Source organism: Stenotrophomonas sp. S4 (assembly GCF_054187805.2).
This window is the reverse complement of sequence record NZ_CM196188.1, coordinates 819,126-838,381: the sequence shown is the minus strand read 5'-3', so window position 1 is coordinate 838,381 and position 19,256 is coordinate 819,126. Positions and strand designations below refer to the sequence as shown.

The following is a 19,256-nucleotide window of genomic DNA, read 5'->3' as shown; positions in this document are numbered from 1 at the left end:
CATGTCCCGACTGCCTACCCTGCCGCTGCTGTTGACCCTTGCGCTGCTGCCGGCCGTTCCGGCACTGGCGCAGAACGCCACGCCCGCCCCTGCCGCACGTCCCGCACCGGCCACACCGTTGCCTGCGTGGGAGCAACTGAGCGAACCCCAGCGCGAATCCCTGCTGGCGCCGCTGCGCGACCGCTGGAACAGCGCCGATGCCGGCCAGCGCCAGCGCATGCTGTCGCACGGCCAGCGCTGGCAATCGATGAGCCCGGAGGAGCGCGACAAGGCCCGCCGTGGCCTGCGCCGCTTCGAGCACATGAGCCCCGAACAGCGCGAGCAGGCCCGCGCCCTGTTCGGGCAGATGCGCAACATGCCGCCGGCACAGCGCGACGCGCTGCGCGAGCGCTGGTCGCAGATGACGCCGGAACAACGCAAGGACTGGGTGCGCGACAACCCGCCGCCGGCAAAGCCGCGGTAAGCCTTCCGGATACCGGGGTCAGATCCCTTTGCCAGAGGCAAAGGGATCTGACCCCATGTCACTCACGCCTGCCAGCGCGTCTTCGCCAGCAGCTCGTCGTCCCAGTCGAAACCGAGCTGCCCCTCGCGCACGAACAGCGCAACGAAGTTGAGCAGGTTGCGCGCATACATCTCACTGGCCTGGGTCGCGCCGCGACTGGCCAGGCCCAGCGGGCGATCGATGGTCACGCCCTGGTGTTCGATGCACTGCCCCGGCTGGGTCAGCGCGCAGTTGCCGCCGCTCTCGGCCGCCAGATCCACGATCACACTGCCGGTGGCCATGCCCTCCACCATTGCGGCAGTCACGATGGTCGGCGCCGGGCGGCCCGGCACCGCAGCCGTGCAGATCACCACGTCCACGCCGCGCAGGTGGTCGGCCAGCCGACGCTGCTGCTCGGCGCGCTCCTCATCGGTCAGCGCCCGCGCATAGCCGCCCTCGCCCGCCGCGCTCACCCCGAGGTCGAGGAAGCGCGCGCCCAGTGACTGGATCTGCTCGCGGGTTTCCGGGCGCACGTCGAAACCTTCCACCTGTGCACCGAGACGACGTGCGGTGGCGATGGCCTGCAGGCCCGCTACGCCGGCACCGATCACCAGCACCTTGGCCGGCCGCACGGTGCCGGCGGCGGTGGTCAGCATCGGGAAGAAGCGCGGCGCGCGTTCGGCGGCGATCAGCGCGGCCTTGTAGCCGGCCATGCCGGCCTGCGAACTGAGTACATCCATCGCCTGCGCACGGGTGGTGCGCGGCAGCTGCTGCAGCGGGAACAGCTGCAGGCGATCATCGGCCGCCAGCGCGGCCAGCGCCGGATCGTTGGCCGGGGCCAGCAGGCCGACCACGCTGGCACCGGGCCTGAGCTGCTCCAGCACCGTCGCAGGAGGCGCCTGCACGCACAGCAGGATATCGATCTCGGCCCAGCGGCCCGCGTCGAAGGCACCTGCGCCGGCATCGTCATAGGCGGCATCGGTGAAGCCGGCGGCCAGCCCGGCGCCGGCCTCGTACCAGACCGTAATGCCGAGGGCACCGAGCTTGCGCGCGGTTTCCGGCGTCAACGCCACGCGCCGTTCACCCGGCGCGGTCTCCTTGATCCCCAGCAACGCCACGGCCATGCAGGTCCCCGCTGATCGGTGAGTTTTCCCGATCCTAGCAGGCAGCCCGCACTCAGTGCAGGGTGGCGCTGCCCGGGTCGAGGCGGTCGATCACGCCCTGCATGGCGCTGTCGAAGGCCCCATCGTCAACGTGGGCACGCAGGCGGCCCAGCCGCACCATCACCGCCAGCTCTTCCGGCGAGGCCACGCAGAAGCGCACGCCGCGACGGTTGACGAACAGCAGGCGCGAGGAAATCGGGCTGACCCAGGACAGCTTGCCCGCCTGGACCTTGCCGTCCTTGTCGACGAAGTCCAACCAGTTGCCGATTTCCATGCGTCGGAAGCGGTCGGCATCGGCGTTGTCGAAATCATCGGCGTCGATCTGCCCGCTGAGCTCCACCGCTGGCGATTCAGCCACCGGCGGTGCCGGCAGTGCGACCTGCGGCAGCTCGGGCAGCGCGCGCTGCAGTTCCGGCCGCGACTCGGCGATGCCCTGCAACGTGTCATGCAGGGCGTCAATCGCCCCGGTAGCCGCATCGCCGTGCACGCCGACGCTGGCAAACACCTTGGCCAGCACCGGCTGCCAGGCCTGCAGCCACGGCTTGCCGACAATCTGCCGGCGGGCCTCGGCCACTTCCTCCAGCAGGCCGTCGCCGAGGCTCAGTGCCTCGGCCACCGACGCGCCTTCTTCGCCCTCGCGCAGCAGCGCCAGGGTCAGGTGGTGCTGCCAGGGCTGGCGCAGGAACTCGGCAATGGCCGGCGGCAGGGTGGCATCACCGATGCGACGATCCAGTTCCGCACTGGCCCGGCTGCGGGCCATTTCCAGCTTTTCCTGCCCGCGCTGCGTTTCCGCGGCACGGCGCTCGGCGATTTCCACGCGGCGGCGATGCTGCACCAGAAACTCGCGGAATTCTTCTTCCAGGGTCAGGAAGATCGCCAGGTTCTCGTTGAACTCGGCCACCAGGCGCTCGATGATCTCCTCGACCTTGGCCATCAGCATGCGCTCGGCCTGGCTCTCGCCGGTGTTGCCCTCGCAGGCCTCGGCCAGCGAGTTGAGCAGCTTGCGCGCCGGATGGGTCTTCTGCACGAACATGCGGCGGTCGAGCATGGCGACCTTGACGAAAGGCACCACCAGGCGCCCGATCAGTTCGCGCGAGCGGCCTTCCAGTTCACGTTCATCCAGCATCACGTCGAACAGCATGCCGACCAGGTCGATCGCATCCTCGTCCTGCGGATCCAGGCGGGTCTGGCCAGGATCCACGCCAAGCTGGGTGGCGCTGGACAGCACTTCGCTCTTCAGCCGTTGCGCCAGCGATTCGCCGTCCTCGCCGATGGCTGCACGCAGCGTCGCACTGGGCGTGGCCTGCAGCAGCGACAGCACCGACATCATTTCGCGCTGGCTGAGCGGACGCTGCTGGCCGATCGCCACCTGTGCGGCCGACGTCGCGTCCTCACGCACATGACGGGTCTGCTGCAGCAGTTCGTGCAGCGCTTCCAGCAGCATGCCCTGCTGGCCTGCGTAGGCCTCGCCGGCGCCACCTTCCTCGCCCCCCAGGTGCTGCTGCATGTGGCCGCGGCGCTCGGACCAGCGCGCGGCAAAGCGCTGCGCCCAGGCCGGTGCGGCCTGTTCGTCGTCGCTGAGTCCGGGATCGAAGCCTGCAGCCTGTCGCTGTTCGACCAGATCATCCAGCACCCCGGCCATGCGCGGATCCGGCGCGGCCGACAGCGGGCGCTGCGGCGCACCCATCTGCGACATCACCCCGGCCGCGGCCAGCTGCTCGTCCAGCTTCTCGTAGATGCGGCCGACCGGAGCGCGCAGGTCGCGCTCGCACAGCTTGATCAGCACCAGATGTACTTCCGGGGCCAGTTCGCAGCCGGCAAAGGCCTCGTGGATGGCCACGCCCAGATGCTCGGGGCTGATCGGATTGTGGTCGGCGTCCAGTTCCGCGCTGCCGATCAACCGGCCCAGGCGACGGTCCAGCCGCGCCAGCACCGGCTTGAAGTCGCGCAGCAGCACAGTGGCGAAATTGCGCACCGCCAACCGCGATTCCAGTACGTGTTCGGCCAGCAGGCTCAGGCCATCCTCGGCGGGTCCGGACAGGGTCGCCTCGGCCGACAGCGGCTCACCGGCCGCCAAGGCGGTCCAGGCCTGCTGCAGGTGGCCGGCAAAGGCCGCAGCGATGTCCTCACGGCGGCGGCGCAGTTCGCGCATCGCGTCCAGGAACAGCAACTGCGACGAGCCGGCATTGCCGGCACGGTCGAACAGGGCATCGTCGAAACGCGCCAGTGCGGCCCCGAAGGCCTGGCACAGCGCCGGCAGGACCATGTCCCGGGCAAGCTGGAGCTGGGCCGGGTCACGGCCCGGCGATCCCATCGGTGTGGGCACGCTCATCATTCGGGAAGGCTCCCCACCTTCTCTGGTACGACAGACAGCATGGACATCGCGACGACCGGCACACCCCATGTACCGGAACGTCGATGGTAGGCCGGCCAGCCCGTCACGGACAGTGAAACAGTCCTCACTTCAAACCTCATGACCGGCGGCCCGGCAAGACAGATATCGTAAGCCGTGCAAGGCCCACGAGGCGAGGGGAAGCGGCTGTCCGTTTCCCGCCAGTGGCATGATGTTCATCACAGTTTGGTATTCAGGGGCCGGACGCGACACAGACGGCGTCATTGACCACCCCGACTATAATCAAACACCCGTGATGACCGGTTCAGACTCCATGCCCGACCCCGCTGCCCTGCTCGCCCTGGATGCCCGCCGCTCGGTGCCCTCGCGGCAACTGGGCGAGCCCGGACCGGACCCGGCCACCCTGCAGCGGATACTGGCCTCGGCGGTGCGCGTGCCCGACCACGGCAAGCGCGTGCCGTTCCGCTTCCTGAAAATCGCCGGCGATGCACGTCACACTCTGGGCGACTTCCTGGCCGAACGCAGCCGCCAGCGCGACCCGCATGCGGGCGAGGCTGTGTTCGAGAAGGACCGCCAGCGTTTCAGCCACGCCCCGCTGGTGATCGTAGTGGTCGCCAGCCCGCGCCCGGACCCGAAGGTGCCCGAACAGGAACAGCTGATGACCGCCGGCTGCGTCTGCTTCGCCCTGCTGCAGGCCGCGCAGGCGATGGGCTTCGGCGCACAGTGGCTGACTGCCTGGATGGCCTTCGATCCGGCCGTGCACGCCTATCTGGGGCTGTCCGAGGGCGAAGGCATTGCCGGTTTCATCCATATCGGCACGCCGAAGGCCGCCGTCCCCGAACGCGAGCGCCCCGACCCGGCGGCCCTGCTGCGCGACTGGACGCCGCCGGCATGACCCTGCCGGCTCCGCCGCCGTCGCTGTACCTGGTCGACGCCAGCATCTACGTGTTCCGCGCCTGGCACTCGCTGCCGGACCAGTTCCAGGACGCCCAGGGCTGGCCGACCAATGCAGTGCACGGCTTCGCCCGCTTCCTGCTGGACCTGCTGGAGCGCGAGCGCCCGCGGCACATCGCCATCGCCTTCGACGAAGCGCTCGACAGCGGCTTCCGCCACCGGCTGTATCCGGCCTACAAGGCCAACCGTGATCCGGCACCGGAGGCGCTCAAGCGCCAGTTCGTGCACTGCAAGGCGCTGTGCGCGGCGTTGGGCCTTGCCGTCCTGGCCCACCACGAATACGAGGCCGACGACCTGATCGGCAGCGCCCTGCACGTGCACCGCGGCAGCCATCGCGGGGTGATCATCTCCGCCGACAAGGACCTGTCGCAGCTGCTGCTCGACCACGACGAACAGTGGGACTACGCGCGCAACCAGCGCTGGGACGTGGCCGGCGTGAAGGCGCGACATGGCGTGCACGCACACCAGATCGCCGACTACCTGGCGCTGTGCGGCGATGCGGTGGACAACATTCCCGGTGTCAGTGGTGTCGGCAGCAAGTCCGCCGCCGTGCTGCTGGCCCACTTCGGCAGCATGGATGCGCTGTACGAACGCCTGGACGAAGTGCCGTTCCTGCGCCTGCGCGGTGCCGCGCAGATGGCCGTGCGCCTGCGCGAGCAGCGCGAGCATGCCCTGCTCTGGCGCCAGCTGACCACCATCGCGCTGGACGCGCCGCTGGAAGGCAGCCAACCCGGCCTGCTGCGCCAGACCGCCGATCCCGAGCTGCTCGGTGGCCTGTGCCAGACCCTGCGCTTCGGCCCGATGACCCGCCGCCGGCTGTTCGATGCCGCTGGCGTGGCCGATCCCGTTCCCACTCCATCCTTTTCCAATTCCAGCGAGCCCGCATGAGCCAGCGCAACACCGAAGCCCCGCGCGTCGTCTATGAAGGCAAGTACCAGCGCATGCTGGTGCGCGGCACCTGGGAATACAGCGAACGTACCCATGCCGGTGGCCTGGCCGCGATCATCATCGCCGTCACCCCGGAGGACAAGGTGCTGTTCGTCGAGCAGTTCCGCGTACCGCTGCAGGCCCCCACCATCGAAATGCCGGCCGGCCTGGTCGGCGACATCGATGCGGGCGAATCGATCGAAGTCTCGGCCGTGCGCGAGCTGGAAGAAGAAACCGGCTGGACCGCCGACCACGCCGAAGTGCTGATGATCGGCCCGACGTCTTCCGGCGCCAGCAGCGAGAAGATCGCCTTCGTACGTGCCACCGGCCTGCGCCGGATCGGCGAAGGTGGCGGCGATGACAGCGAAGACATCACCGTGCACGAGATTCCGCGTGCACAGGCGGCGGCGTGGCTGGTGCAGAAGATGGGCGAAGGCTACGAGCTGGATGCCAAGCTGTGGGCCGGCCTGTGGATGATCGAGCACCACCTGGACGGGCGCCCGCGTGGCTGACGCCGGCCTGCACGCACTGCCGGCGCTGCTGGACGCCGACGATCCGGCGATCTACAGCCTCCACCGGCCGCAGGGCGCCTCGCCGTACCTGCTGCTGGCTGACCACGCCGGCCAGCAGGTGCCGCGTGCTCTGGGCAGGCTTGGCCTGGCGCAGGCCGAACTTGACCGCCACATCGGCTGGGACATCGGCATTGCTGGCACCACTCGTGCACTGGCCGAACGTCTGGATGCCTGGGCGATCGAACAGACCTATTCGCGGCTACTGATCGACTGCAACCGCCCACTGGCCTCGCCGACGCTTATTCCGGAAGTGAGCGACCACACCGTGGTCCCGGGCAATGCCGGGCTGTCGGCAGCACAGCGGCAACAGCGCATCGATGCGATCCACGCGCCCTACCACGCGCGCATCGACGCGGAACTGGATGCACGCCGCGATGCCGGCCGCCCCACCCTGCTGGTGATGATGCACAGCTTCACCCCGGTGATGAACGGCATGCAGCGGCCGTGGCATGCCGGTGTGCTGTACCACCAGGACACGCGCTTTGCGCATGCGCTGCTGCAGGCACTGCGCGATGAAGGCGACCTGGTGGTGGGTGACAACGAACCGTATTCGGTCAGCAGTACCAGCGACTACGCGGTGCCGGTGCATGGCGAAGGCCGTGGGCTGGTGCACGTGGAACTGGAGATCCGCCAGGACCTGATCGCCGATGCCGCCGGGCAGCAGGCGTGGGCGGAGCGGCTGGCGCGGATCTTCAGCGCGTTGCAGCCGCAGTTGCTGGGCCTGGCGTGATCCCATCCACGCATGGCGTGGATCTACTGGCCGGGTCTGGCATTCAGTAGATCCACGCCATGCGTGGATGGTGTTGTTCAACGCAGTGCAGGCGCATCCATCCACGGGAATGGCTTGAAACCGCGCACCTGCAGCGTTGCGCCAATGGCCGCGAAGTCATCCTTGATCGCCTGCGCACGCTTGCGGTCCAGTGCTTCTCCCAGCATCAGCGGCAACCCACGACAGCGCGGCAGCGCGTCGCCCACCGGAATCTCCAGCAGGCGCGCCACGCGCTGGGCCACTGCCTTGACCTGCGCCTCCGGACACGCGACCAGCACCAGATCAAACGACGCGAAGATGCCCGCACCAATGCCGGCCTCGCGTGCCGCCGCCTGTTCCCCAACACCCGCTTCGCCCAGTGCCTCGTCGATACCTTCAACCTGCTGGAAGGCATCGTACTCGGCGTAGTACGCCAGCGCCCGTGCATGGTCGGCCAGCGTGGACAGCGGCCGCTGCCGCTTCTGCACGTCGAGCACGTCGGCGAAAGTCGCCGGTTCAAGAAAGGTGGACAGGCCCAGCGCGCGCGCTTCGGCGGGGACATCACCGCCGTCGTCGAACGCCGCGTCTTCATCCGCCGGCAACCAGAAACGCGCCTGCAGCAGATCGCCCCCGGTGGCGTGCACCCAACCGAAGGAGGCGTACACCGCATCGTCATCGTTGCAGGCCGCAAAGGCGCACAGAGTCTGTTGAAGGTCCAGCAGTTCGATCATGCGTCGTTGCCCAGGCAGGCGGTCACTGCCGAGTCTACCGGTGCCGGGCGCAGGCCCAGCGCGATCACCACGCCGAACGCGGCGAACAGCGCGGCGCCGTACTGTGCATTGACCATGCCCTGCAGCGCATCAGGACTGGTTGCCGCCTGCGTGCCGCGCGCGGCGTTGGCCACCATCACCAGTACCGCCAGTCCCAACGCGCCGCCGATCTGCTGTGCGGTGGCGGTCATGCCGGACGCCACTCCCTGCTGCGGCCCCGGCACGCCCTGCCCGGCCACGATCCACATCGCCGTCCAGCTCATGCCCTGGCCCACGCTGAGCACCACGATGCCCGGCAGCAGCGGCCAGTAATCTGTGCCATGCGGCATCACCAGCGCCACCGCGGTGATGCCGATGGCACCGGCCGCGAAGCCCCAGGCCAGCACCTGCCGTGGCGAACGGCGCCGCAGCATGCGTTCGGCAACGCGGATGCCGAAGGTGCACACCAATGTCGGCAGCAGGAAGGCCAGGCCGGCCTGCAGCGGGCTCCAGCCATAGCCATCCTGGAAGTAGAGCGCCAGGAAGTAGTACTGCACGCCATAGCTACTCATGAAGGCGAAGGTCAGGCCGAGAGCCGCGCGCAGGCCAGGCAGGCGCAGCAGCGCGAACTGCATCAGCGGGTCACGGCTGCGCTTTTCGATCTGTACGAACACCGTCAACAGTACGGCTGAAAGCAGCAGGCAGATGAGCGTGGCCCGCGCCGTCCAGCCCCACTCCGGGCCCTGCACCAGGGTGGTGACCAGCAGGCTGCCGCCGGCGGTGACGGTGAGGCAACCGGCCAGATCGAAGGAACGGCCCTGCACGCGTGGGCCATCGGCCGGCAACCACGCACCGGCAGCGACCGCGCACGCCGTGGCCAACGGCACGATCACCGCCAGCACCGCCGGCCAGCCGAACGCCTGGGTCAGCACACCACCGAGCAGCGTGCCCAGCGCCAGGCCGACCGCGCTGGCCATGCTCCAGATCGCCAGCGCGCGGTTGCGCACCGGGCCTTCGGCATACAGCGTGTTGATCAACGCCAGCGTGGCCGGGAACAGCAGTGCAGCGCCGATGCCCTGCGCCGCGCGCGCGATGATCAGCAGGGTGGCATTCGGCGCCAACGCACCGAGCAGCGAGGCCAGCGCGAACAGCAGCATGCCCAGCCGGTAGAAGCGGCGGCGGCCGATCAGGTCGGCAGCGCGCCCACCCAGCAGCAGGCTGCCGCCGAAGGCCACGGTGTAGGCGCTGACCACCCATTGCAGCTGCTGCGCGTTGATCTGCAGCGCGCGCCCCATGTCATGCAGGGCAACGAAGATGATGGTGGCATCCAGGGCGATGATCAGCTGTGCGGTGGCCAGCAGGGTCAGCGCCCAGCGCGGGTATTTGAGGGGAGGCATCGGCAGTCTGGCGCGGTGGGGGAGCGCAGTCTCATTGATGCGAAGCAATCAATAAACCCCCTTCCAGCCATATCTGTCATGATTTTCAGCATGAATGGAACCTCGATGGACCTCAATGCGGTACGCATGCTGGTACAGGTAGCCGAAGCCCGCAGTTTCACCGTCGCCGCCGGACAGCTGGGCCTGAGCCAGTCCGGCCTGTCGCGCGCGATCGGTCGGCTGGAGGCCACGCTGGGGGTGAAGCTGCTGCAGCGGAACACCCGCAACGTGGCGCTGACCCCGGATGGCCGCCAGTTCGTCGACCAGGTCGCGCCGCTGCTGGGTGGTTTCGAGGATGCCGAACGCCAGTTGGCCGACCGTCCCTGCACGCCCGCGGGCACCCTGAAGATCAGCGCGCCATCGATGTTCGGACGCAAGGTGCTGGTGCCGATGCTGGCGCCGTTGCTGCAACAGCATCCGCAGCTGCAGGTGGAAGCCGTGCTCAGCGACCGCCTGGTCGATCTGGTCGAGGAAGGTTTCGATGCCGCGCTGCGCACCGGCGTCATCGCCGACCAGCGCATCGTCGCGCGCCCCCTGCGTCCGCTGCGTTGGGTGACGGTGGCCAGCGCCGCCTATCTGGCGCGCTGTGGCGCACCGGACGATGTGGCCGCACTGCAGGATCACGCGTGCCTCGCGGTGCGCAACCTGCGCAGTGGCCGGCTGGTGGACTGGCAGTTCCTGCAGGACGGACAACTGCGCGAGTTCACCCCACCGACGCGGATGGTGTTCGACAGCGGCGATCCGCTGGTGGAAGCGGCCATCGCAGGCATCGGCATCGTGCAGGTGATGGATTTCGCGGTGGCCGACGCGTTGGCTGACGGCCGCCTGCAACGCGTGCTGCAGCCGTTCGAAGGCCGCAGCCGCGCGCTGTCGTTGATCTACCCGCCGTCGCGCCAGCACTCGCCGAAGCTGCAGGTGCTTGCCGACGCGTTGCTGGCCGGGGAGTGGTAGCGCCGGCCGCTGGCCGGCGCCTACGCCGATCCAATCGTTTCGGGGTTGCCGGCCAGCGGCCGGCACTACCGGGCTGTGGTAGATCCACGCCATGCGTGGATGAGGGCAGGTAGCGCCGGGCACGGCCCGGCGCTACCGATCAGGCGAAGCTATCGGTGGCGCGCACCAGCGCGTCCACGTTTTCGGCTTCGAACGCCGAGTGGCCCGAGGCCGGCGTGATCTCCAGCTTCGCCTTCGGCCACACCTTGGTCAGGTCCCAGGCGTTGGCCAGCGGGCAGACCACGTCGTAGCGGCCGTGCACGATCACGCCGGGAATGTTGGCGATGCGGTGGGCGTCGCGCAGCAGCTGGTCTTCCACCTCGAAGAAGCCGCCGTTGACGAAGTAGTGGTTCTCGATGCGGGCAAACGCCAGCGCGAAATGCGGGTCTTCGTGGCTGTTGATGAAGTCGTCATCGACGTGCAGGAAGCTGGTCGCGCCTTCCCACACCGCCCACGCCTTGGCCGCTTCCAGGCGGGTGGTTTCGTCGTCGCTGGTCAGGCGGCGGTGGAAGGCCGAGATCAGGTCATGACGCTCCACCGACGGAATCGGCTTCAGGTAATGCTCCCACGCATCCGGGAACAGGCGGTTGGCGCCTTCCTGGTAGAACCATTCCAGCTCCCAGCGACGCAGCATGAAGATGCCGCGCAGGACCAGTTCGGTCACGCGCTGCGGGTGGGTTTCGGCATAGGCCAGGGCCAGGGTCGAGCCCCAGCTGCCGCCGAACACCTGCCAGCGATCAACCTTGAGGTGCTCACGCAGCTTCTCGATATCGGCGACGAGGTCCCAGGTGGTGTTGTCCACCAGGTCCGCGTGCGGAGTGGAACGGCCGGCACCGCGCTGGTCGAACAGGATGATGCGGTACTTGGACGGGTCGTGGAACTGGCGCATCTTGTCGCTGCAACCACCGCCCGGGCCACCGTGCAGCATCACCACCGGCTTGCCGTCCGGGTTGCCGCACTGTTCGAAGTACAGCGTGTGGCGGTCATCGACCTTCAGGGTGCCGACGTCGTAGGGGGTGATGGCGGGGTACAGCGTACGCATGCTTGCAGCTCCAGGGTGATGCCCTGCCGGGGCAGGAGAACCTCCATTCTAGGCCGGACGCCGGCCCAGGGTGATCCGGTCGCGCTGCTCCAGGTCCTGCACGGTCTGCACCTCCGCAAAACCCGCGGCGTCGAACAGCGCGCGGATCGCCGCGCCCTGGTCCCAACCGTGCTCGATCAGCAGCCAAGCGCCGGGCAGCAGGTGGGCCTGGCCACCGTCGACGATGCGGCGGATGTCATCCAGCCCGTCCACGCCGGAGGCCAGCGCAGTGGCCGGTTCGAAGCGCAGGTCGCCCTGTGCCAGGTGCGGGTCGTCGCTGGCGATGTACGGCGGGTTGCTGGCGATCAGGTCGAACCGCACGCCCTGCAGCGGCGCATACCAGTCGTGCCCGCCCTCGGCGAAGCGGACGTTGCGCAGTTCATGGCGCTCAGCATTGCGCGCGGCCACGGCCAGCGCGCCCGGGCTGGCATCGGTGGCCAGCACCTGCGCCTGTGGCCGCTCGCTGGCCAGCGCCAGCGCGATGGCGCCGCTGCCGGTGCCCAGGTCGGCCATCCGCAGCGCACGGTCCTGCGGCAGGCGCTCCAGCGCCAGCTCGACCAGCAGTTCGGTTTCCGGACGCGGGATCAGCGTGGCCGGGTCGACCTCCAGGTCCAGCGTCCAGAAACCGCGGCGGCCGGTCAGGTAGGCCACCGGCTCGCCGGCCACGCGGCGGGCCAACAGCGCTTCGAAGGCGGCCTGGTCGGCGGCGGCGAGCGGATCGGTGGCATGCGCGAACAGCCAGCTGCGTGGGCGGTCCAGCACGTGCAGCAGCAGCAGTTCGGCCTCATGGCGGGCCTCGACGCCGCCGAGGCGGGCACTGGCCTCGGCCACGACCTGGCGCAGGGTGGGTTCGGGTTGCAGAGACATTCCGCAATTGTAGAGCCGAGCCCATGCTCGGCTGCTCCACCCGCAGCCGAGCATGGGCTCGGCTCTACAAAAGCTGCAATCCGTTCAGGTTCTGGCGGAGGGAATAAGGAGGGGCTATCGGCCACATTCTGCGCCTCCGGGGGCTTTCCCTTGTCACACAGGCAGTTGCAGGATGAGGGCGGCAAGGTTCAGTGCCGGCTCATGGGCTTTTGATAGACTCCATCTATCAAATAGATGCAATCAATGGATTGTTCTTATCGCGAGCGAATCGGTAACCTAGCTCCTGTCGATTCACCCACTCCCCTTCACCAGAGGAAAAATGATGTCCCTCATCAACACCCAGATCCAGCCGTTCGAAGCCAACGCTTACCACAATGGCGAGTTCATCAAGGTTTCCGACAACAGCCTGAAGGGCCAGTGGTCCGTCCTGATCTTCATGCCGGCCGCCTTCACCTTCAACTGCCCGACCGAGATCGAAGACGCCGCTGACCACTACGCCGAGTTCAAGAAGGCCGGCGCCGAGGTCTACATCGTCACCACCGACACCCACTTCTCGCACAAGGTGTGGCACGAAACCTCGCCGGCCGTCGGCAAGGCCCAGTTCCCGCTGGTCGGCGACCCGACCCACCAGCTGACCCGCGCTTTCGGCGTGCACATTGAAGAAGAAGGCCTGGCCCTGCGCGGCACCTTCATCATCAACCCGGAAGGCGTGATCAAGACCCTGGAGATCCACTCCAACGAGATCGCCCGTGACGTCGCCGAGACCCTGCGCAAGCTGAAGGCTGCCCAGTTCACCGCCGCCAACCCGAACCAGGTGTGCCCGGCCAAGTGGAAGGAAGGCGAGAAGACCCTGACCCCGTCGCTGGACCTGGTCGGCAAGATCTAAGGCAGTACCGGCCTGCCGTGGCCCCACGCCACGGCGCGCCCTTCATCCCCGTGCCGGTCCCCCCGCCGGCGTGGGGGTGAACCCAAGACAGCCAACGCTCGCCCGCCTTGGCCAGCCAGCCCCTTCCACGGTCGCTGTCTTGGGTTCACCCCTACCCCCTGCTGGTCCGCTACCTTCTACAGCGGTGCCACGCCCCCTGTTTGCCTGAAGCCAGGAGATGACCCGATGTTGGACGCCAACCTGCAGTCGCAGCTGAAGACCTATCTGGAGCGCGTGACCCGCCCGATCCAGATCACCGCGCACGCCGACGACGGCGCCAAGTCGCAGGAAATGCTGGAACTGCTGCAGACCCTGGAAAGCCTGTCGGACAAGATCACGCTGCAGGTCCTGCGCGATGGCCAGGGCCGCGTGCCGTCCTTCGACCTGGGCACCCCGGGCCAGGACATCCACCTGACCTTCGCCGGCCTGCCGATGGGCCACGAGTTCACCTCGCTGGTGCTGGCGCTGCTGCAGGTCGGCGGCCATCCGTCCAAGGCCACCGCCGAGCTGATCGAGCAGGTGCAGAACCTGGAAGGCGAATACCGCTTCGAAACCTACTTCTCGCTGTCCTGCCAGAACTGCCCGGACGTGGTGCAGGCGCTGAACCTGGCCGCGGTGCTCAACCCGCGCATCCAGCATGTGGCCATCGACGGCGCCCTGTTCCAGGATGAAGTCGAGCAGCGCGAGATCATGTCGGTGCCGACCGTGTACCTCAACGGTGAAGTGTTCGACCAGGGCCGCATGACCCTCGAACAGATCGTGGCCAAGCTGGATACCAACGCCAGCAAGCGCGATGCCGAGAAGATCGCCGCCAAGGACGCCTTCGACGTGCTGGTGGTCGGCGGTGGCCCGGCCGGTGCTGCAGCGGCGATCTATGCCGCACGCAAGGGCATCCGCACCGGCATCGCCGCCGAGCGTTTCGGTGGCCAGGTGCTGGACACGATGGCGATCGAGAACTTCATTTCGGTGAAGGAGACCGAAGGCCCGAAGCTGGCCACGGCGCTGGAACAGCACGTGCGCGAGTACGAGGTGGACATCATGAACCTGCAGCGCGCCAGTGCACTGGTGCCGGCCGGTGAAGACGGCCTGGTGCAGGTGCAGCTGGAGAACGGTGCGGTGCTGAAGTCGCGCTCGGTGATCCTGTCCACCGGCGCGCGCTGGCGGCAGATGAACGTGCCGGGCGAAGACCAGTACCGCAACAAGGGCGTGGCCTACTGCCCGCATTGCGATGGTCCGCTCTTCAAGGGCAAGCGCGTGGCGGTGATCGGCGGCGGCAACTCCGGCGTGGAAGCGGCCATCGACCTGGCCGGCATCGTGTCGCATGTAACCCTGCTGGAGTTCGATTCCAGCCTGCGCGCCGATGAAGTGCTGCAGAAGAAGCTGCGCAGCCTGGCCAACGTCACCGTGCTGACCAGTGCGCAGACCACCGAAGTGCTGGGCGACGGCAGCCGCGTCACCGGCCTGGTCTACAAGGACCGCGTCGGCGGCGATGCCCACCGCGTCGAGCTGGAAGGCATCTTCGTGCAGATCGGCCTGCTGCCCAACACCGAGTGGCTGAAGGATGTGGTGGCGCTGTCGCCGCGTGGCGAGGTCGTCATCGACGACCGCGGCCAGACCAACCTGCCGGGCGTGTTCGCTGCTGGCGATTGCACGACGGTGCCCTACAAGCAGATCATCATCGCCATGGGCGCCGGTTCGACCGCCGCACTGAGCGCGTTCGACCACCTGATCCGCTCGTCGGTGAGCAACAGCAGCGGTGCCGTTGCTGAAGCAGCCTGATCCACCGTTCCCAGATCACCGGGAACATTGTCTGCCTGTCGGGTAACCACGCCGTCAGCCGGTCCGTTACCCCTGGGGTGTAAGGATGAACCTACGTGATCTGAAGTACCTGGTAGCCCTGGCCGACCACAAGCATTTCGGCCGGGCTGCCGCCTCCTGCTTCGTCAGCCAGCCCACGCTGTCGACGCAGATCCGCAAGCTGGAAGAAGAGCTGGGCCTGCCGCTGGTGGAACGCGCACCGCGCAAGGTGATGCTGACCCCGGCCGGCCAGGAAGCGGCGGCACGGGCGCGGGTGATCGTGTCCGAAGTGGAACAGCTGAAGGAAGCGGCGCGACGCAGCCGCGATCCGGAAGCCGGTACGGTGCGCCTGGGGATCTTCCCGACCCTCGGCCCGTACCTGCTGCCGCATGTGATCCCGCGCATCCGCGAGCGCTTCCCGGAGCTGGAACTGCTGCTGGTCGAGGAAAAGAGCGACGTGCTGCTGGATCGCCTGCGCGAAGGCAAGCTCGACGCCGCGCTGCTGGCCCTGCCGGTGATCGACGACCAGCTGCATGCCGAATTCCTGTTCGAGGAACCGTTCCTGCTGGCCGTGTCCGGGCGCCATCCGCTGGCCCGCCGCGAACACCTGGACGTGCAGGAACTGGCCACGCAGAAGCTGCTGCTGCTGGAAGACGGCCATTGCCTGCGCGACCAGGCGCTGGAAGTCTGCCGCCTGTTCGGCGCCAACGAGAAGTCCGAGTTCCGCGCCACCAGCCTGGAAACGCTGCGGCAGATGGTCGCCGCCGACGTCGGCATCACCCTGCTGCCGAGCCTGTCGGTGCAGCCGCCGGTGCCGCGCTCGAACAACATCCGCCTGCTCGACTTCACCGGCGAAGGCCGTCCCAGCCGCCGCATCGCCATGATCTGGCGCCGCAGCTCGGCCATGAACGACTTCCTGATGGAGCTGGCCGACCAGTTCAAGCGCCTGCCGCAGGCGCTGTTCACGCTGGAGGCGCTCGATGCCGGCAGCGATGCACCGGCCCTGCCCGGCCCCGCGCTGAACGGCTGAGCCCCCGCAGTACCGGCCCGGAATCGGCAGGAGTCGATTCCGGCCGCATTTGTCCCCACAATACAGACAGGCGGCGCCAGCAGGTGCCGCCTTTTGCATGGCTTTCAACCAAGGAGCTTCACCATGAACACCGCCAGCGGCCTGCCGCCGTCGATCACCGTTTCTACCTTCGACATGGACCGCCTGGACGCCATGCTCGAATCCCCTGCGCTGAGCCAGACGCCTGCCGCGCTCGCGCTTGCTGAAGAACTCAACCGGGCCACCGTGCTGGCGCCGGACCAGATTCCCGAAGGCATCGTCATGATGCATTCGCGCGTGGAGTGCGAAGATGAAGTGTCGGGCGAGAAACACGTCCTGACCCTGGTCTTCCCCCGCGAAGCCAACGTCGATGAAGGCAAGGTGTCCGTGCTGGCCCCGGTCGGCAGTGCCCTGCTCGGCCTGGCCATCGGCCAGAGCATCGACTGGAACGCGCCCGGCGGCCGCAAGCTGCGCCTGCGCGTGACCGCGGTCCACAACGACCGCCCCTGATTACCGCTGCGCACCGCGCGCGATTCGATCCCCCTGCACCAGGAGCCGTAATGAGTACCCCGTCCAAACTGTCCCAGCTGCGCGAACTGTCCGTGGTCGTTGCCGATACCGGTGACTACGACGCCATCAAGCGCCTGCAGCCGGTGGACTGCACCACCAACCCGACCCTGGTGAAGAAGGCGCTGGACCTGCCGGTCTACGCCGAGCTGATCGAACGCGAACTGGCCTGGGGCCGCCAGCAGACGGGCGACCGCGAAGCGGTGGTGCACGCCGTGGCCGACCGCCTTACCATCGGCGTCGGCGCGCTGCTGAGCACGCTGGTGCCGGGCCGCGTGTCCACCGAAGTGGATGCCGACCAGGCCCACGACACCGCCGCCACCGTGGCCAAGGCCCGCCAGTTCATCCAGATGTACGCCGATGCCGGCGTGCCGCGCGAGAAGATCCTGATCAAGATCGCCGCCACCTGGGAAGGCGTGGAAGCCGCGCGCATCCTGCAGGCCGAAGGCATCGACTGCAACCTGACGCTGATCTTCAACCCGACCCAGGCCCTGGCCTGCAGCGAAGCCGGCGCGTTCCTGATCTCGCCGTTCGTCGGCCGCATCCTGGACTGGTACGTGGCCAACGGCCAGACCCCGGCCAGCATCGACGAAGACCCGGGCGTGAAGTTCGTGCGCGGCGTGTACGCCGAATTCAAGCGCCGTGGTTCGCCGACGGTGGTGATGGGCGCCTCGTTCCGTTCGACCGCGCAGATCGAAGCACTGGCCGGCTGCGACCGCCTGACGATTTCGCCGGACCTGCTGGAGAAGCTGGACGCCGACCACGGCGAGCTGCCGCGCAAGCTGGTGGCCGGTGCGGCGGATGGCGTGGCGGTGACCCCGATCGATGCGGCGAAGTTCGCAGCCGACCTGGCGGCCGATCCGATGGCGACCGAGAAGCTGGCGACCGGTATCGATGCGTTTGCCAAGGATCTGGAAGCACTGCGCGCGCGCATTCGTTCGGAACTGTGAGGATTCCGGCCAACGGCTGAGCCCCTCGTGGCGGGGGGCTTGGTCGCGAAGAGCGGGTCATGCGGTTGGCAGGGTGGGTAGGCCGTGCAGGGGACGCTGCAAGTACGTCCATGTAAGCTCGGTCGCCGCATCCATGCGGCTCACGCCCCTGCACGGCCTACCCACCCTGCCTTCGACAGTTTCCGGCGGCCGCCCGCCACGGAAGAAAGAAAGAAGAGCAACAGCGGGTTGCGCGCTGCGCTTGCTCGGAGCGGAGCATCGCTCCGCTCTACAGAAAGCACTGCAGGACCAAACAAAAAGGACGCGGCGAAGGCCGCGTCCTTTTTGTTTTCCTTCAGTTCGTCAGTAACCCATGCTCTTGCCCACCGTCACCGGGAAACTGTCGGAGGTGGGGCGGTGTGGGTGGGCAGGACCGTTGGCGCCATGGATGGCGCCATCGAGCCCCCAGGGACGGGTTTACGGCGTGTCCTGCCCACCCACACCGCCCCGCCCCGCCCAACCCGCAGCAATCCAGAGCCGCTTTGGCTTTGGCTTTGGCAGTTGCTTTCAGCTTCTGCCCGCCGCAGGCGGACCACCGCGCGTCAGCGCGGCGCCTCCACATCCAACCCGATCGGGCAGCTCACCCCGGTGCCGCCGATGCCGCAGTAGCCGTTCGGATTCTTCGCCAGGTACTGCTGGTGATAGTCCTCGGCGTAGTAGTACTCCGGCGCCGGGTGCACGATCTCGGTGGTGATCGGGCCGTAGCCGGCTGCATCCAGCTGCGCCTGGTAAGCCTCGCGGCTGACCAGCGCGGCGGCGTACTGCGCCTCGTCGGTGGCGTGGATCGCCGAGCGGTACTGGGTGCCGGTGTCGTTGCCCTGGCGCATGCCCTGGGTCGGGTCGTGGCTTTCCCAGAACAGCTGCAGCAGCCGCTCCAGGCTTACCACCGCCGGGTCGAACACCACCTGCACCACTTCGGTGTGGCCGGTCAGGCCCGAACAGACCTCTTCATAGGTCGGGTTCGGGGTGATGCCGCCGGCATAGCCGACCGAGGTGCTGTACACGCCCGGTTCGGTCCAGAACTTGCGCTCGGCGCCCCAGAAGCAGCCCAGCGCGAAGCGGATCTGCTGCAGGCCGGCGAAACGGTCCTTCAGCGGATGGCTGTTCACGAAGTGCTGGTTGCTGTGCAGCGGTAGCGGTTGCTCGCGCCCCGGCAGTGCTTCTTCCGGGCGCGGCAGGCGCTGCTTGAAGGCGCCGATGCCAAGAATGCCCTGGCCAATTCCCAACATGATGCGCTCCTACGCCGGAAGGCCGGCTATGTCGTCTGCATCGGAAATGGGGGCGTCCGGCGCGTGGCCCAAGTCCAGCGCCGCCACGATGTCCTCGGCCTGCGGCCGTGCCGCATCAGGGATGCCCACCCGCAGCACGCCGAACAGTGGCAGCTCGCCCATCCCGCCCAACAACGACTCGCCGAACACGAAGGCCGGGATGCCGGCATCCTCCAGCGCGTGCTTGACCAGGTGGGCGTCGAACAGATTGTCGGCCTTGTACACGATGTGCATGCGGCGGCTCCTCGGGGCAGGGGTCCAGCATACGCCCGAGGGCTGAATGCCGCCGGTGACGGCGAATGACCGTTCTGCCGGCCAGCGGCCGGCACTACCCATCTGCA

General features: G+C 68.0%; 19 protein-coding genes. 11 read left to right on the top strand and 8 right to left on the bottom strand.

All coding sequences use genetic code 11. From position 1 onward, the window contains the following. The first annotated feature begins 1 nt into the window (after position 1). On the top strand, positions 2 to 463 hold the full coding sequence (locus ACUZUJ_RS03745) for a DUF3106 domain-containing protein (RefSeq protein WP_049443157.1): 462 nt from the start codon (positions 2 to 4) through the stop codon (positions 461 to 463). A 62-nt stretch (positions 464 to 525) separates the two neighbouring features. On the opposite strand, the gene ACUZUJ_RS03740 is transcribed toward ACUZUJ_RS03745, so the two are convergent. Together ACUZUJ_RS03740 and pacR are read right to left on the bottom strand one after the other, a co-directional pair. Continuing rightward, on the bottom strand, positions 526 to 1,605 hold the full coding sequence (locus tag ACUZUJ_RS03740) for an NAD(P) transhydrogenase subunit alpha (protein WP_458220908.1): 1,080 nt from the start codon (positions 1,603 to 1,605) through the stop codon (positions 526 to 528). Between the two features lie 52 nt (positions 1,606 to 1,657). After that, the gene (pacR, locus tag ACUZUJ_RS03735) at positions 1,658 to 3,979 is read right to left on the bottom strand and encodes a PacR family protein (RefSeq protein WP_101764961.1); all 2,322 of its coding nucleotides are present in this window, start codon (positions 3,977 to 3,979) and stop codon (positions 1,658 to 1,660) included. Between the two features lie 331 nt (positions 3,980 to 4,310). On the opposite strand from pacR, the gene ACUZUJ_RS03730 reads away from it, so the two are divergent. The 4 genes from ACUZUJ_RS03730 to ACUZUJ_RS03715 are packed head-to-tail and all read left to right on the top strand — an operon-like array spanning position 4,311 to position 7,180. Beyond that, entirely contained in the window at positions 4,311 to 4,892 is a 582-nt protein-coding gene (locus tag ACUZUJ_RS03730; RefSeq protein ID WP_101766376.1) for a nitroreductase family protein, read from the top strand. Next, entirely contained in the window at positions 4,889 to 5,839 is a 951-nt protein-coding gene (locus ACUZUJ_RS03725; RefSeq protein WP_119007254.1) for a 5'-3' exonuclease, read from the top strand. Before ACUZUJ_RS03730 ends, ACUZUJ_RS03725 begins: the two co-directional genes overlap by 4 nt. Then, positions 5,836 to 6,390: an NUDIX hydrolase gene (locus tag ACUZUJ_RS03720; protein WP_075675308.1), complete on the top strand. Its 555-nt coding sequence runs from the start codon at positions 5,836 to 5,838 to the stop codon at positions 6,388 to 6,390. Before ACUZUJ_RS03725 ends, ACUZUJ_RS03720 begins: the two co-directional genes overlap by 4 nt. Beyond that, complete coding sequence (locus ACUZUJ_RS03715) at positions 6,383 to 7,180, top strand: N-formylglutamate amidohydrolase (RefSeq protein WP_458220909.1); 798 nt, start codon at positions 6,383 to 6,385, stop codon at positions 7,178 to 7,180. The genes ACUZUJ_RS03720 and ACUZUJ_RS03715 overlap by 8 nt, the downstream gene beginning before the upstream one ends. Before the next feature lie 77 nt (positions 7,181 to 7,257). On the opposite strand, the gene ACUZUJ_RS03710 is transcribed toward ACUZUJ_RS03715, so the two are convergent. Then, the gene (locus tag ACUZUJ_RS03710; protein ID WP_101764958.1) at positions 7,258 to 7,929 is read right to left on the bottom strand and encodes a DUF7716 domain-containing protein; all 672 of its coding nucleotides are present in this window, start codon (positions 7,927 to 7,929) and stop codon (positions 7,258 to 7,260) included. Further along, positions 7,926 to 9,344: an MFS transporter gene (locus ACUZUJ_RS03705; protein WP_101764957.1), complete on the bottom strand. Its 1,419-nt coding sequence runs from the start codon at positions 9,342 to 9,344 to the stop codon at positions 7,926 to 7,928. Before ACUZUJ_RS03705 ends, ACUZUJ_RS03710 begins: the two co-directional genes overlap by 4 nt. A gap of 105 nt (positions 9,345 to 9,449) precedes the next feature. Between ACUZUJ_RS03705 and ACUZUJ_RS03700 the strand changes: the two genes are divergently transcribed. Continuing rightward, on the top strand, positions 9,450 to 10,334 hold the full coding sequence (locus tag ACUZUJ_RS03700; protein WP_458220911.1) for a LysR family transcriptional regulator: 885 nt from the start codon (positions 9,450 to 9,452) through the stop codon (positions 10,332 to 10,334). A 139-nt stretch (positions 10,335 to 10,473) separates the two neighbouring features. Here ACUZUJ_RS03700 and pip read toward each other — a convergent pair whose 3' ends face one another. After that, positions 10,474 to 11,415: a prolyl aminopeptidase gene (pip, locus tag ACUZUJ_RS03695; protein ID WP_101764955.1), complete on the bottom strand. Its 942-nt coding sequence runs from the start codon at positions 11,413 to 11,415 to the stop codon at positions 10,474 to 10,476. 48 nt (positions 11,416 to 11,463) lie between these two features. Continuing rightward, complete coding sequence (gene prmC, locus ACUZUJ_RS03690) at positions 11,464 to 12,321, bottom strand: peptide chain release factor N(5)-glutamine methyltransferase (RefSeq protein WP_119007256.1); 858 nt, start codon at positions 12,319 to 12,321, stop codon at positions 11,464 to 11,466. A gap of 322 nt (positions 12,322 to 12,643) precedes the next feature. On the opposite strand from prmC, the gene ahpC reads away from it, so the two are divergent. The 5 genes from ahpC (at position 12,644) to ACUZUJ_RS03665 (ending at position 17,608) form a co-directional block, all read left to right on the top strand. After that, positions 12,644 to 13,207 (top strand): alkyl hydroperoxide reductase subunit C, encoded by a 564-nt coding sequence (ahpC, locus tag ACUZUJ_RS03685; RefSeq protein WP_014036055.1) that lies wholly within the window; start codon positions 12,644 to 12,646, stop codon positions 13,205 to 13,207. A gap of 225 nt (positions 13,208 to 13,432) precedes the next feature. Beyond that, positions 13,433 to 15,025, top strand: coding sequence for an alkyl hydroperoxide reductase subunit F (ahpF, locus tag ACUZUJ_RS03680; protein WP_458220910.1), 1,593 nt, complete (start codon positions 13,433 to 13,435; stop codon positions 15,023 to 15,025). Between the two features lie 85 nt (positions 15,026 to 15,110). Then, positions 15,111 to 16,073: a LysR substrate-binding domain-containing protein gene (locus tag ACUZUJ_RS03675; protein WP_014646003.1), complete on the top strand. Its 963-nt coding sequence runs from the start codon at positions 15,111 to 15,113 to the stop codon at positions 16,071 to 16,073. 123 nt (positions 16,074 to 16,196) lie between these two features. Then, positions 16,197 to 16,601: a nucleoside diphosphate kinase regulator gene (gene rnk, locus ACUZUJ_RS03670; RefSeq protein ID WP_014036052.1), complete on the top strand. Its 405-nt coding sequence runs from the start codon at positions 16,197 to 16,199 to the stop codon at positions 16,599 to 16,601. A 50-nt stretch (positions 16,602 to 16,651) separates the two neighbouring features. Further along, positions 16,652 to 17,608 (top strand): transaldolase, encoded by a 957-nt coding sequence (locus tag ACUZUJ_RS03665; RefSeq protein ID WP_101764952.1) that lies wholly within the window; start codon positions 16,652 to 16,654, stop codon positions 17,606 to 17,608. 581 nt (positions 17,609 to 18,189) lie between these two features. On the opposite strand, the gene msrA is transcribed toward ACUZUJ_RS03665, so the two are convergent. Then, entirely contained in the window at positions 18,190 to 18,855 is a 666-nt protein-coding gene (gene msrA / locus ACUZUJ_RS03660) for a peptide-methionine (S)-S-oxide reductase MsrA (protein ID WP_049443672.1), read from the bottom strand. A 30-nt stretch (positions 18,856 to 18,885) separates the two neighbouring features. After that, entirely contained in the window at positions 18,886 to 19,149 is a 264-nt protein-coding gene (locus ACUZUJ_RS03655; protein ID WP_010481810.1) for a putative signal transducing protein, read from the bottom strand. Positions 19,150 to 19,256: the final 107 nt, after the last annotated feature.